The following is a 14,429-nucleotide window of genomic DNA, read 5'->3' as shown; positions in this document are numbered from 1 at the left end:
GCCATTTTGTTGGTTAATTCGTTTTTCAGCAAAGTAAAGAATTCGGGTTGAAGTCCATAATTTCGTTGCACCTTAGGGTAAATCGATAAATTGGACTTCCGTCCAAGACCGTAGGTGGCTTCGGCCTTAATACTCACCTACGTAGACGGTGTAGACCCCAGATAGATTTTTCCTAATCCTTCTGGCTCTCGCCGTAAAAAGCATCTCTATCTTGTTTGATAGGGAAGAGTAGAACAGGGGACACCGAGTGTCGGTAACCCCATTAAACCAGGAGTAACACCCATGGCTTTAAATCTTCAAGGCAAACAAGCAATAGTTGCTGAAGTCAACGAAGCAGCCAATGGTGCTCTATCTGCAGTTGTTGCAGATTCTCGTGGTGTAACAGTTGGCGCAATCACTGCCCTTCGTAAAGAAGCTCGTGCAAATGGTGTTTGGATGAAAGTTGTCCGTAACACTTTAGCAAAACGTGCTCTTGAAGGAACACAGTTTGAGTGCCTTTCTGATTCATTTGTTGGTCCAAGCTTAATCGCTTTCTCATCAGAGCACCCAGGTGCTGCTGCGCGTATCTTTTCTGCTTTTGCAAAAAAGAACGAGAAATTTGAGCTTAAAACGGCCGCTTTTGAAGGAAATGTTGTTGATGCAGCAATGCTTGCTACATTACCTACATACGACGAAGCTGTTGCACGCTTAATGAGCGCTATGAAAGAAGCGTCTGCTGGTAAATTGTGTAAAACAATTGAAGCAGTACGTGTACAGAAAGAAGAGCAAGCTGCTTAATTTTAAGCTGTTTAATCCCTTTCGGTGTAAAATTTATTTGGACTTAAAGTCCGTTAATTATTAGGAAATTTGAAATGTCTGTATCTAAAGACCAAATCCTTGACGCAATTGCTGAAATGTCAGTAATGGACGTTGTTGCTCTTATCGAAGCAATGGAAGAAAAATTCGGCGTAACTGCTGCTGCTGGTATGGTAGCTGGTCCAGCTGCTGAAGCAGTTGAAGAAAAGACTGAATTTGATGTAATCCTTACTGGCGCTGGCGCTAACAAGGTTTCTGCAATCAAAGCAGTTCGTAGCGCAACTGGCCTAGGCCTTAAAGAAGCGAAAGCTCTTGTTGAAGCTGCACCAACACCTGTTAAAGAAGGTATCTCTAAGGAAGAAGCTGAAGCTCTTGCTAAAGACCTTACTGAAGCTGGTGCTGAAGTTGAGGTTAAGTAATTTAGCTTTTGCTAAGTTCGCTGCCTGAGAAATCAGGCAAGGGCTGGTGATTATTTAATCACCGGCCTTTTTGCGCTATAGAGTGATGCACTCTTTTAGTTCAAATAAAATCTGGTTTTTTCTTTACTTTCAACGCTTTATAGTTTGCTAGTGTTAAAGTGGGACTAAATTAGAACAACAATCAAATGTTGTAAATCTTGGCATAGATGCCAGTTAAGTCTGTTCTTACAAGAACAGGTCGGGTCAAAGATCAGCAAGCTGAGGAACCCCATGGCTTACTCTTATTCTGAAAAGAAACGTATCCGTAAGGATTTTGGTAAACGTCCACAAGTTTTGGATATACCTTTCTTACTATCTACACAGTTAGAATCGTTTAAAAAATTCTTAGTGCCTGACGCTGATGGCGATCATGGTTTGGAAGCAGCCTTCCGTTCTGTGTTCCCAATTAAAAGCTACTCAGGAAATTCTGAGCTGCAATACGTAAGTTATCGTATTGGCGAGCCAGTTTTCGATGTAAAAGAATGTCAAATTCGCGGTGTGACTTATTCTGCTCCACTTCGCGTGAAATTGCGTCTTGTAGTTATGGACAAAGAAGCTCCAGGCACAGTTAAAGACATTAAAGAGCAAGAAGTTTACATGGGCGAAATTCCGCTCATGACCGATACCGGTACCTTTGTAATCAATGGTACAGAGCGTGTTATCGTTTCTCAGCTACACCGTAGCCCTGGTGTATTCTTTGATAACGACCGCGGTAAAACTCACTCATCGGGTAAAGTGTTATATAACGCACGTGTTATCCCATATCGTGGTTCATGGTTAGACTTTGAATTTGATGCAAAAGATAACTTATATGTACGTATTGACCGTCGTCGTAAATTACCGGCGTCTATTATCTTACGTGCACTTGAGTACTCGAGTGAAGACATTCTTGGTATTTTCTTCGACAACACTACGTTTGAAGTAACTGACGGTAAAGTTCTTATGGAACTGGTACCTTCACGTTTACGTGGTGAAACCGCCGCTTTTGATATTAAGAGCGAAGACGGTGAAGTGTTTGTTGAAAGTGGTCGTCGTGTTACGGCTCGCCATATCAAGAACATCGAGAAAAAAGGCATTAAGCAATTAGAAGTACCACATGAGTACATCATTGGTCGTGTATTAGCGAAAAACTATGTTGATGAGTCAACAGGTGAAGTTGTAGCTAATGCAAATGACGAGCTAACGCTTGAATTAATGGCTGAATTGGTTAAAGCCGGTCACACTAAAATTGATACGTTATATATCAATGAAGTGGACAGCGGTGCTTACATGTCAAATACCTTGAACATTGACTCTTCAAGCAGCCGTTTAGAAGCATTAGTAGAAATTTATCGCATGATGCGCCCAGGCGAGCCACCGACGAAAGACGCGGCTGAAGCCTTATTCCAGAACTTGTTCTTCTCAGAAGAGCGCTATGACTTATCAACGGTAGGTCGTATGAAGTTCAATAGCCGTGTCGGTTACGATACCGATACAGGCCCAGGCACATTAAGCAAAGAAGACATCGTGTCGGTTATGAAGGTATTGATTGCTATTCGTAACGGTGTTGGCGATGTAGATGATATTGACCACTTAGGCAACCGTCGTATCCGTAGTGTTGGCGAAATGGCTGAGAACCAATTCCGTGTAGGTTTAGTACGTGTAGAACGTGCTGTACGTGAGCGTTTAAGCTTAGGTGACCTAGATGCGATAATGCCACAAGATCTTATTAACGCTAAGCCTATTTCGGCAGCGGTTAAAGAGTTCTTCGGCTCGTCTCAGTTATCACAGTTTATGGACCAAAATAACCCGCTATCAGAAGTAACGCATAAGCGTCGTATTTCTGCATTAGGGCCGGGCGGTCTAACTCGTGAGCGCGCAGGCTTTGAAGTACGTGACGTTCACGTAACTCACTATGGTCGCGTATGTCCAATCGAGACTCCTGAGGGTCCAAACATCGGTCTAATTAACTCATTATCTACGTACGCACGTACTAATGATTATGGTTTCTTAGAAACACCTTACCGCAAAGTGGTAGACGGTGTTGTAACTGATGAAGTTGATTACCTATCAGCCATTGAAGAAGGTCAGTTTGTTATCGCACAGGCGAACTCAAACTTAACCGAAACCAATGAGTTTGTAGATGAACTTATTCCATGTCGTCACAAAGGTGAATCTACCTTTATGGGACGTATGGACCAGCAATATATGGATGTATCACCACAACAGGTGATCTCTGTAGCGGCAGCACTTATCCCGTTCCTAGAACACGATGATGCTAACCGTGCATTGATGGGTTCAAACATGCAACGTCAAGCAGTACCAACATTGAAAGCGGATAAGCCGTTAGTAGGTACTGGTATTGAGTTAACACTAGCGAAAGACTCTGGTGTTACTATCGTTGCAAAACGTGGTGGTGAAGTAATGTATTGTGACGCAAGTCGCATCGTTGTTAATGTACATGAAGAAGAACGCGTTCCAGGCGAAGCGGGCATCGACATTTACAACTTAACCAAATACACACGTTCTAACCAAAATACATGTATTAACCAAAAACCAACTTGTATGGTTGGCGAACCGGTTACTCGTGGCGATGTGTTAGCAGATGGTCCTTCGACTGACTTGGGCGACTTAGCTCTTGGTCAAAACTTGCGCGTGGCATTTATGCCATGGAATGGTTATAACTTCGAGGATTCAATCTTACTATCAGAGCGCGTAGTTGAAGAAGATCGTCTAACGACTATCCACATTCAAGAACTACAGTGTATTGCCCGTGATACTAAATTAGGTTCTGAAGAGATCACTGCAGATATCCCGAATGTGGGCGAATCTGCACTAGGCAAGCTTGATGAATCAGGCGTTGTTTATATTGGTGCTGAAGTTAAAAGCGGCGATATTCTAGTAGGTAAAGTGACTCCGAAAGGCGAAACGCAATTAACTCCTGAAGAGAAGCTACTACGAGCTATCTTCGGCGAAAAAGCGTCTGACGTTAAAGACAGCTCTTTACGTGTACCAAATTCTGTAACTGGTACTGTAATTGACGTGCAAGTTTTCACCCGTGATGGTGTTGAAAAAGATAAGCGTGCGTTAGAAGTTGAAGAAATGCAGCTTCGCGATGCGAAGAAAGACTTCAACGAAGAGTTCCGTATTCTAGAAGCTGGTGTATTAGACCGTGCGCGTAAGTTACTTATCGCAGCTGGCTTTGATGAAGACAAATTAGCGTTATTAAATGCTGAGAAGCTACTTACGCAAAGCCTTGCTGAAGAAGACAAGCAAGCTGAGCTTGAGCAATTAGCAGCCCAGTATGACGAGCTTAAAGCTGAATACGATAAGAAATTTGAAAACAAACGTCGTAAAATCACTCAAGGCGATGACCTAGCACCTGGCGTACTTAAGATTGTTAAAGTATACCTAGCTGTTAAACGTTGTATCCAACCGGGTGATAAAATGGCGGGTCGTCATGGTAACAAAGGTGTTATCTCGACTATCGTACCAGTAGAAGATATGCCATACGATGATAAAGGTCGTACGGTAGATATCGTACTTAACCCACTGGGTGTACCATCACGTATGAACATCGGTCAGATCCTTGAAACACATATGGGTCTAGCTGCACGTGGTATTGGTGAACGCATTGAAGAAATGATGAAAGAGCAACGTGAGCTGCATGAGTTACGCGCCTTCATCAAGCAAGCCTACGAAATTGGCGAATCTCGTCAAGTAGTAGACATTGATAGCTTTACAGATGACGAAATTCGTCGTTTGGCTGAAAACTTAAAAGGTGGTTTACCAATAGCTACTCCAGCATTTGATGGCGCGAAAGAAAACGAAATCAAAGACATGCTAGAGCTTGCGGGCTACCCAAGAAGTGGTCAGGTTACACTTTATGATGGCCGTACTGGCGATCAGTTCGAACGTCAAGTAACCGTTGGTTACATGTACATGCTGAAACTGAATCACTTAGTTGATGACAAAATGCATGCGCGTTCTACTGGTTCTTATAGCCTTGTTACTCAGCAGCCGCTGGGTGGTAAAGCACAGTTCGGTGGCCAGCGTTTTGGTGAGATGGAAGTATGGGCACTTGAAGCTTACGGTGCTGCTTACACTCTACAAGAAATGCTAACAGTGAAATCGGATGACGTGAACGGTCGTACTAAGATGTATAAAAACATCGTTGATGGTAACCATAAAATGGAACCAGGTATGCCAGAATCGTTTAACGTATTGTTAAAAGAAATCCGCTCACTGGGTATCAACATCGAGTTGGAAGAAAATTAAGCCAATTAGATGCTGCAGTTAACGCTGCAGCATCTGTTACGGCCGAATAGAATGTAGGGACGAGACTACCCGTCCTCAAGATTAACTCCGACAGGAGAGCTAAGGTGAAAGACTTACTTAAGTTTCTGAAGCAACAAAATAAGACCGAAGAATTCGATGCAATTCGCATTGGTCTTGCTTCACCAGACATGGTTCGTTCGTGGTCATACGGTGAAGTAAAGAAACCTGAGACCATTAACTACCGTACTTTCAAGCCTGAGCGCGATGGCTTATTCTGTGCCCGTATTTTCGGCCCAGTGAAAGATTATGAATGCTTATGTGGTAAATATAAGCGTCTTAAACACCGCGGTGTGATCTGTGAGAAGTGTGGCGTTGAAGTTACACTCACTAAAGTGCGACGCGATCGTATGGGTCATATTGACCTTGCGAGCCCAGTTGCGCATATTTGGTTTTTAAAATCATTACCGTCACGTATCGGCTTAATGCTAGATATGACGCTTCGTGATATTGAACGTGTTCTTTACTTCGAATCATTCGTAGTAACTGAGCCTGGTATGACAACGCTTGAGCGTGGTCAGCTATTAGGTGAAGAAGAATACTTAGATGCACTTGAAGAGCATGGTGATGAGTTTGAAGCTAAGATGGGTGCTGAAGCAGTTTTAGACTTGCTTCGTGAACTCGATCTTGCACAATTAATTGCTGAAATGCGTGAAGAGTTACCAACAATTAACTCTGAAACTAAGCGTAAAAAAATTACCAAACGTCTTAAGTTAATGGAATCGTTCCACCAATCAGGTAACAACCCTGAGTGGATGATCATGACAGTACTTCCAGTATTGCCACCTGATCTACGCCCATTAGTACCACTAGACGGTGGTCGTTTTGCGACGTCTGATCTAAATGACCTTTACCGTCGTGTTATTAACCGTAATAACCGTCTTAAGCGTCTACTAGATTTAGCAGCACCAGACATTATTGTACGCAACGAAAAACGTATGTTACAAGAAGCGGTAGATGCGCTACTTGATAACGGTCGTCGTGGTCGTGCAATTACAGGTTCTAACAAACGTCCTCTTAAATCTCTTGCCGATATGATCAAGGGTAAGCAAGGTCGTTTCCGTCAGAACTTACTTGGTAAGCGTGTAGATTATTCAGGCCGTTCTGTAATTACAGTGGGTCCTACACTTAAGCTTCACCAATGTGGTCTTCCTAAGAAGATGGCACTTGAGCTATTCAAACCATTCATCTATGGCAAACTAGAGCGTCGCGGCATGGCTACGACAATCAAAGCTGCGAAGAAGATGGTTGAACGTGAAATGCCGGAAGTATGGGATGTGCTTGACGAAGTAATTCGTGAACATCCAGTATTACTTAACCGTGCACCAACACTTCACCGTTTGGGTATCCAAGCGTTTGAACCTGTGCTTATCGAAGGTAAAGCGATTCATTTGCATCCATTAGTATGTGCGGCCTACAACGCCGATTTCGATGGTGACCAAATGGCGGTACACGTACCGCTAACAATTGAAGCGCAGCTTGAAGCTCGTGCCTTAATGATGTCTACAAACAACATTCTATCTCCTGCGAATGGTGAGCCAATCATCGTTCCTTCACAGGATGTTGTATTGGGTCTTTATTACATGACTCGTGACCGTATTAACGCTAAAGGCGAAGGCGCGATATTTAAAGATCCAAAAGAAGCAGAAAAAGCATACCGTAGTGGCAATGCAGACCTTCACGCAATTGTGAAAGTACGTATTAGTCAATCAGTTAAAAACGAAAACGGCGTAGTAGAAGATACTATCACTGTTATCGATACAACTGTTGGTCGTGCAATTCTGTCGCTAATTTTACCAAAAGGCATGCCGTATGAGTCAATCAATCAGCCGCTAGGTAAAAAGCAGATTTCTGGCTTAATTAATGAGTGTTACCGTCGTCTTGGTCTTAAAGACACCGTTATGTTTGCTGACCAAATTATGTACACCGGTTTCCATTATGCAATGAAGTCAGGTGTTTCAATCGGTATTGATGACTTAGTTATCCCACCGGTTAAAGCGCAGATCATTGAAGCAGCTGAAGCTGAAGTTACTGAAATCAACCAACAATTCCAATCAGGTCTTGTAACGGCTGGTGAAAAGTACAATAAAGTTATCGATATTTGGTCACGTGTAAATGAAAACTTATCACGTGAGATGATGTCTAACTTGTCGAAAGACACAGTTATTAATGCACAAGGTGGAGAAGTAGAGCAAGCGTCATTTAACTCAGTGTTTATGATGGCCGACTCAGGTGCTCGTGGTAGTGCTGCTCAGATCCGTCAGTTGGCGGGTATGCGTGGTCTAATGGCACGTCCAGATGGTTCAATCATCGAGACACCAATCACAGCTAACTTCCGTGAAGGTCTAAACGTACTTCAGTACTTCATCTCAACGCATGGTGCGCGTAAAGGTCTTGCCGATACAGCACTTAAAACAGCTAACTCTGGTTACCTAACGCGTCGTCTAGTAGACGTTGCACAAGATTTGGTAATCAATGAAGATGACTGTGGCACAGAAGATGGCTTAACAATGAAACCGCTTATTGAAGGTGGTGATGTTGTAGAAGCGCTTCGTGAACGTGTTCTAGGTCGTGTTGTTGCTGAAGATATTGTTATTCCAGGTACTAATACAGTACTTGTTGAACGTAACATTATGCTTGACGAAAAACTGTGTGACCTTTTAGAAGAGCATTCAGTAGATGAAGTTCGCGTACGTTCTGTTATCACGTGTGATAATGACTTTGGTGTTTGTGCTAACTGTTACGGTCGTGACCTAGCACGTGGCCATATCATCAACGCAGGTGAATCAGTAGGTGTTATCGCGGCACAATCAATTGGTGAGCCAGGTACACAGTTAACGATGCGTACATTCCACATCGGTGGTGCGGCATCTAGAGCGTCTGCTGAGAATAATGTACAAGTTAAAACTAACGGTACATTAAAGCTTCACAACGCTAAGTACGTATTAAATACAGACGGTAAGATTGCTATTATTTCGCGTTCTACGGAAATTACTATCATTGATAGTTATGGCCGTGAAAAAGAGCGTTATAAAGTACCTTACGGTGCAGTATTAACAGTACAAGACAATGCAGAAGTTCAAGGTAACGACATCGTTGCTACTTGGGACCCGCATAGTCACCCAATCGTACTTGAGCATAAGTCAAAAGTATCGTTCAGCGATATCGATGACTCGAATACTGAAACACAGACAGATGAACTAACCGGTTTAACCCGTATAGTTGTTAAAGATCTTTCTAAAGCGAATGCGAAAGAACCTAAGCTTATCATTGAAAGTGAAGAGCGCGGCTTACACGAAACACGTCTTCCTTCATTCACTACGATTGAAGTAGTTGACGGCACGACAGTAAACCCAGGTGACGTATTAGCACGTATTCCGCAAGAAGGTTCGAAAACTCGTGATATCACGGGTGGTCTACCACGCGTAGCCGATTTATTCGAAGCTCGTAAACCGAAAGAACCAGCTATTTTAGCTGAAATTACCGGTACAATTAGCTTTGGTAAAGAGACTAAAGGTAAGAAGCGTTTAGTTATTACTCCAGATGAAGGTGATCATTACGAAGAGATGATCCCTAAATGGCGTCAACTTAACGTGTTTGAAGGTGAACGAGTGTCTAAAGGTGAAGTTATCGCCGATGGTCCAGAATCACCGCATGACATCTTACGTTTACGTGGTGTGACTCATGTTGCTAACTACATTGTTAACGAAGTGCAAGAGGTTTACCGTTTGCAAGGCGTTAAGATCAATGACAAGCACATTGAAACTATTATTCGTCAAATGTTACGTAAATGTACTATTATGCACGGTGGTGATACTGACTTCTTAGCCGGTGAGCAAATTGAAGTGGCACGCGTTAATATCGCAAACCGCGACCTTGAAGCTCAAGGTAAGATCCCAGCTAAGTTTGAAATCCAGTTAATGGGTATCACAAAAGCATCACTAGCAACAGAATCTTTCATCTCTGCAGCCTCTTTCCAAGAGACAACACGTGTTTTAACCGACGCAGCAGTGAATGGTAAGAGCGATGAGTTACGCGGTCTGAAAGAAAACGTAATAGTGGGTCGATTGATCCCAGCCGGTACCGGCTTTTCGTATCATCAAGAACGTATGGCTCGCCGTAAACAAAGCAAAGTAGTAGAAGAGCAGACTGTAAGTGCAGAAGAGGCAACTCAAGCGCTAACTGATGCTTTAAATGCGGATTTATCTGGAAATCAATAAACTAAACTAAATCAATAGATTAGGTTTTCGCAAGGTAGATATCTTCTACCTTGCGAGCGGTTTAGGTTGACAGGTCAATCTTTGCTCATTAAAATTCCGCCACCCATTTACCTGTGCGTTTAAAACAAACTTGTAAAAACGGGCGGATTTTTTATTTTTTCAGTAGTAATTCTAATTTCAGGAGCTATTTAAATGGCAACTATTAACCAGCTAGTGCGTAAGCCACGCCGTAGCAAGGTTACGAAAAGTAACTCAGCTGCGCTTAAAGCGTGTCCGCAAAAGCGCGGTGTATGTACTCGCGTATATACAACTACACCTAAGAAACCAAACTCGGCGTTACGTAAAGTAGCTCGTGTACGTTTAACTAACGGTTTCGAAGTAACTTCATACATTGGTGGTGAAGGTCATAACCTTCAAGAGCACAGTGTAATCCTAATCCGTGGTGGTCGTGTTAAAGATTTACCAGGTGTGCGTTTTCACACCGTTCGTGGTGCACTTGACTGTGCAGGCGTTAGCGATCGTCGCCAAGCTCGTTCTAAATACGGTACTAAACGCCCTAAAGGCTAATAGTTCTCCGTTAGTAAGGCCAAGCACTAAATATTTTTAATTATTGTTTTGGGTTATTGACTCGATAAGAGCAAACCTGAATAAACCGGAGATACAAAATGCCTAGAAGACGCGTAATAGGTCAACGTAAAATTCTTCCAGATCCTAAGTTCGGATCGGAGCTTCTTGCGAAATTCGTAAACATCGTAATGTTAGATGGCAAGAAATCTACTGCTGAAAAAATCGTTTATGGTGCGCTAAATGTGGCTGCTGAGAAATCAGGCAAGTCGCACCTAGAAATCTTTGAAACGGCACTTGATAATATCCGCCCACAGGTAGAAGTTAAATCTCGCCGTGTTGGTGGTTCAACTTACCAAGTACCAGTTGAAGTACGTCCAGTTCGTCGTAATGCATTAGGTATGCGTTGGTTAGTAGACGCTGCTCGTAAGCGTGGCGAAAAATCTATGGGCTTACGTTTAGCTCAAGAAATCGTTGACGCTGCTGACAACAAAGGCACTGCGGTTAAGAAACGTGAAGACGTTCACCGTATGGCTGAAGCGAATAAAGCATTCGCTCATTACCGTTGGTAATCTGCCCTTAACCTTTAAGAGGATTTTATGGCACGTACAACTCCACTTGAGCGCTATCGCAATATCGGTATTTGCGCTCACGTAGATGCAGGCAAAACCACCACAACAGAACGTATTCTGTTTTACACAGGTCTTTCTCATAAGATCGGTGAAACGCATGATGGTGCTGCAACTATGGACTGGATGGAGCAGGAACAAGAGCGTGGTATCACAATCACTTCTGCTGCAACTACGTGTTTCTGGAAAGGGATGGACGCTCAATTTGACGCTCATCGTATCAATATTATTGATACTCCAGGACACGTTGATTTCACTATCGAAGTAGAGCGTTCTTTACGCGTATTAGATGGTGCGGTAGTTGTTCTTTGTGCTTCATCTGGTGTACAGCCGCAAACTGAGACAGTTTGGCGTCAAGCGAACAAATACGAAGTTCCAAGAATGATCTTCGTAAACAAAATGGATCGCACAGGCGCTGACTTCTTTGCAGTTGTTGACCAGGTGAAATCTCGTCTTGGAGCAACGCCTGTTCCAATTCAGTTGCCAATAGGCGCTGAAGACGGCTTTAAAGGTGTTATTGACCTGATTAAGATGAAAGCTATTAACTGGAACGAAGCGGACCAGGGAATGACTTTCACTTATGAGGCAATACCGGCAGAACTTCAGGAATTAGCCGATGAATGGCGCTCTCATTTAGTTGAAAGTGCTGCTGAAGCTACTGAAGAAATAATGGATAAATACTTAGAGGGTGAAGAGTTAAGTGAAGCCGAAATAAAAGAAGCTTTACGCCAACGTACATTAGCAAACGACATTGTTCCTATGACGTGTGGTAGCGCATTTAAAAACAAAGGTGTTCAAGCAGTGCTTGATTGCGTTGTTGAATACATGCCTGCTCCTACGCAAGTGAAACAAATTCAAGGTATCCTAGAAGATGGTACCGAAGAAGAGCGTCCTGCTGATGATAAAGCGCCGTTTGCTGCACTTGCATTTAAAATTGCAACGGACCCGTTTGTTGGCACCTTAACTTTTTTCCGTGTTTACTCTGGTACTGTTAAACAGGGTGACGCGGTATACAACCCAGTTAAAAGTAAGCGTGAGCGTCTTGGTCGTATCGTACAGATGCATTCAAACTCACGTGAAGAGATCAAAGAAGTCTTCGCAGGCGACATCGCGGCGGCTATTGGTCTCAAAGACGTAACAACAGGTGAAACACTGTGTGATCCGAAATCCATTATTACGCTTGAGCGTATGGAATTTCCTGAACCAGTAATCTCTGTTGCGGTTGAGCCTCGCACAATCGCTGACCAAGATAAGATGGGGATCGCGCTGGGTAAACTAGCGGCTGAAGATCCATCTTTTCGTGTACAAACCGACGAAGAATCGAGTCAGATTATAATATCTGGCATGGGTGAACTTCACCTCGATATCCTCGTCGAACGTATGAAACGTGAATTCAGTGTTGAATGTAACGTTGGTAAGCCGCAGGTTGCATACCGAGAAGCTATCCGTTCAACTGTTAAAGTTGAAGGTAAGTTTATACGTCAATCAGGTGGTCGTGGTCAATATGGTCACGTCTGGCTTAAACTTGAACCGATGGATATTACGGATGACGAAGCACCAATTTACGAGTTCGTTAACGAAACTGTAGGTGGTTCTATTCCCAAAGAATACGTCCCTGCGGTAGACAAAGGCATCCAAGAGCAAATGTCTCAAGGTGTGCTGGCAGGCTACCCATTACTTGGCGTTAAAGCGACTTTATATGATGGTTCATTCCATGATGTAGACTCGAATGAAATGGCATTTAAAATAGCAGGTTCATTGGCAATGAAGCAAGGCGCGCTGCAAGCGAGCCCGGTACTTTTAGAGCCAGTAATGAAGGTTGAAGTACTCACTCCTGAAGCAAACATGGGTGATGTAGTTGGTGACTTAAACCGTCGCCGCGGCATGATCGAAGGCATGGAAGATGCATTAGGTGGACTGAAGCAAATTAATGCACAGGTTCCCCTTTCTGAAATGTTTGGTTATGCTACTGACTTACGATCTGCAACACAGGGTCGTGCTTCATACTCTATGGAGTTTTTGAAGTACGCCGAAGCATCGAAACATGTTGCAGAGACAATAATTTCAGCTCGCGCTGTAATATGATTTTTAGCTTGTTTAACTCAATAGTGAGTTAGACTTTAATTTCTTTATAGGAATTTTTTAAGATGGCAAAAGCAAAGTTTGAACGCGTAAAACCGCATGTAAACGTAGGTACAATCGGCCACGTTGACCACGGTAAAACTACACTAACTGCAGCAATCACTAACGTACTTGCAAAAGTATACGGCGGTGTTGCTAAAGATTTCGCATCAATCGACAACGCTCCAGAAGAGCGCGAGCGCGGTATCACAATTTCAACGTCTCACGTTGAATACGATACGCCTACTCGTCACTACGCACACGTAGATTGTCCTGGTCACGCCGATTATGTTAAAAACATGATCACTGGTGCTGCTCAAATGGATGGCGCTATCTTAGTAGTTGCTGCGACTGATGGCCCTATGCCACAAACGCGTGAGCACATCCTACTTTCTCGTCAAGTTGGCGTTCCTTACATCGTCGTGTTCATGAACAAATGTGACATGGTTGATGACGAAGAGCTACTTGAGCTAGTAGAAATGGAAGTTCGTGAACTTCTTTCAGAATATGATTTCCCAGGTGATGACTTACCACTAATTCAAGGTTCAGCACTTAAAGCGCTTGAAGGCGAGAAAGAGTGGGAAGATAAGATTGTTGAGCTTGCAAACGCACTTGATTCTTACATTCCAGAGCCACAGCGTGACATCGATAAGCCATTCATCATGCCTATCGAAGACGTTTTCTCAATTCAAGGCCGTGGTACTGTTGTAACTGGTCGTGTTGAAGCTGGTATTATCCGCATCAACGACGAGATTGAAATTGTTGGTATCCGTGATACAACTAAGTCAATCTGTACTGGTGTTGAAATGTTCCGTAAACTGCTTGACGAAGGTCGTGCTGGTGAGAACATTGGTGCACTTTTACGTGGTACTAAGCGTGAAGACGTTGAACGTGGTCAAGTACTAGCTAAGCCTGGTTCAATCAAGCCACACACTACTTTTGAATCAGAAGTATACGTACTTTCAAAAGATGAAGGTGGTCGTCATACTCCATTCTTCAAAGGTTACCGTCCACAGTTCTACTTCCGTACAACTGACGTAACTGGTGACGTACAGTTACCAGAAGGCGTAGAAATGGTAATGCCTGGTGATAACGTTAAGATGACAGTTACTCTAATCGCGCCAATCGCGATGGACGAAGGTCTTCGTTTCGCTATCCGTGAAGGTGGTCGTACTGTAGGCGCTGGCGTTGTTGCAAACATCGTAGCGTAATAATTAGCCTAGCTAATTAGTACTAAAAAAACCGAGCTTACGCTCGGTTTTTTAATGCCTGATATAAAGTAAACCTTTTAGAACCTAGCTATAAAAAGAGTGCTTAGTGATTTTAAG

Annotated in this window: 8 protein-coding genes; all 8 read left to right on the top strand. The window is 43.2% G+C overall.

The genetic code is table 11. The features are described 5' to 3' along the window. Window positions 1-282 precede the first annotated feature (282 nt). The 8 genes from rplJ (at window position 283) to tuf (ending at window position 14,312) form a co-directional block, all read left to right on the top strand. Window positions 283-777 (top strand): 50S ribosomal protein L10, encoded by a 495-nt coding sequence (rplJ, locus tag CIK86_RS12095; protein ID WP_011326938.1) that lies wholly within the window; start codon window positions 283-285, stop codon window positions 775-777. Between the two features lie 74 nt (window positions 778-851). Beyond that, the gene (rplL, locus tag CIK86_RS12090) at window positions 852-1,214 is read left to right on the top strand and encodes a 50S ribosomal protein L7/L12 (RefSeq protein ID WP_011326939.1); all 363 of its coding nucleotides are present in this window, start codon (window positions 852-854) and stop codon (window positions 1,212-1,214) included. A gap of 270 nt (window positions 1,215-1,484) precedes the next feature. Continuing rightward, window positions 1,485-5,510 (top strand): DNA-directed RNA polymerase subunit beta, encoded by a 4,026-nt coding sequence (rpoB, locus tag CIK86_RS12085; RefSeq protein WP_086995185.1) that lies wholly within the window; start codon window positions 1,485-1,487, stop codon window positions 5,508-5,510. 104 nt (window positions 5,511-5,614) lie between these two features. Continuing rightward, window positions 5,615-9,787 (top strand): DNA-directed RNA polymerase subunit beta', encoded by a 4,173-nt coding sequence (gene rpoC, locus CIK86_RS12080; protein ID WP_086995188.1) that lies wholly within the window; start codon window positions 5,615-5,617, stop codon window positions 9,785-9,787. Window positions 9,788-9,979: 192 nt separating this feature from the next. Continuing rightward, window positions 9,980-10,354: a 30S ribosomal protein S12 gene (gene rpsL / locus CIK86_RS12075; RefSeq protein WP_008165517.1), complete on the top strand. Its 375-nt coding sequence runs from the start codon at window positions 9,980-9,982 to the stop codon at window positions 10,352-10,354. A 98-nt stretch (window positions 10,355-10,452) separates the two neighbouring features. Further along, window positions 10,453-10,923 carry a 30S ribosomal protein S7 gene (gene rpsG, locus CIK86_RS12070; protein WP_011326942.1) on the top strand — a complete coding sequence of 157 codons (471 nt, stop codon included), beginning with the start codon at window positions 10,453-10,455 and terminating at the stop codon, window positions 10,921-10,923. Between the two features lie 27 nt (window positions 10,924-10,950). After that, window positions 10,951-13,065: an elongation factor G gene (gene fusA / locus CIK86_RS12065; protein WP_086995191.1), complete on the top strand. Its 2,115-nt coding sequence runs from the start codon at window positions 10,951-10,953 to the stop codon at window positions 13,063-13,065. A 62-nt stretch (window positions 13,066-13,127) separates the two neighbouring features. Continuing rightward, a complete protein-coding gene (gene tuf, locus CIK86_RS12060) occupies window positions 13,128-14,312 on the top strand; it encodes an elongation factor Tu (protein WP_096317100.1) in 1,185 nt (394 codons plus the stop codon). Window positions 14,313-14,429: the final 117 nt, after the last annotated feature.

The organism is Pseudoalteromonas sp. JB197 (assembly GCF_002332205.1).
In the GTDB taxonomy this organism is placed as follows: domain Bacteria; phylum Pseudomonadota; class Gammaproteobacteria; order Enterobacterales; family Alteromonadaceae; genus Pseudoalteromonas; species Pseudoalteromonas nigrifaciens.
The sequence above is the reverse complement of the archived record's forward strand: the minus strand, read 5'-3'. Positions and strand labels throughout refer to the sequence as shown.

Bases quoted from the DNA above. Each gene is read 5' to 3' on its own strand.
- fusA (WP_086995191.1), top strand. From the start codon at position 10,951: ATGGCACGTACAACTCCACTTGAGCGCTATCGCAATATCGGTATTTGC.
- rplJ (WP_011326938.1), top strand. From the start codon at position 283: ATGGCTTTAAATCTTCAAGGCAAACAAGCAATAGTTGCTGAAGTCAAC.
- rpsG (WP_011326942.1), top strand. From the start codon at position 10,453: ATGCCTAGAAGACGCGTAATAGGTCAACGTAAAATTCTTCCAGATCCT.
- rpoB (WP_086995185.1), top strand. From the start codon at position 1,485: ATGGCTTACTCTTATTCTGAAAAGAAACGTATCCGTAAGGATTTTGGT.
- rpsL (WP_008165517.1), top strand. From the start codon at position 9,980: ATGGCAACTATTAACCAGCTAGTGCGTAAGCCACGCCGTAGCAAGGTT.
- tuf (WP_096317100.1), top strand. From the start codon at position 13,128: ATGGCAAAAGCAAAGTTTGAACGCGTAAAACCGCATGTAAACGTAGGT.
- rplL (WP_011326939.1), top strand. From the start codon at position 852: ATGTCTGTATCTAAAGACCAAATCCTTGACGCAATTGCTGAAATGTCA.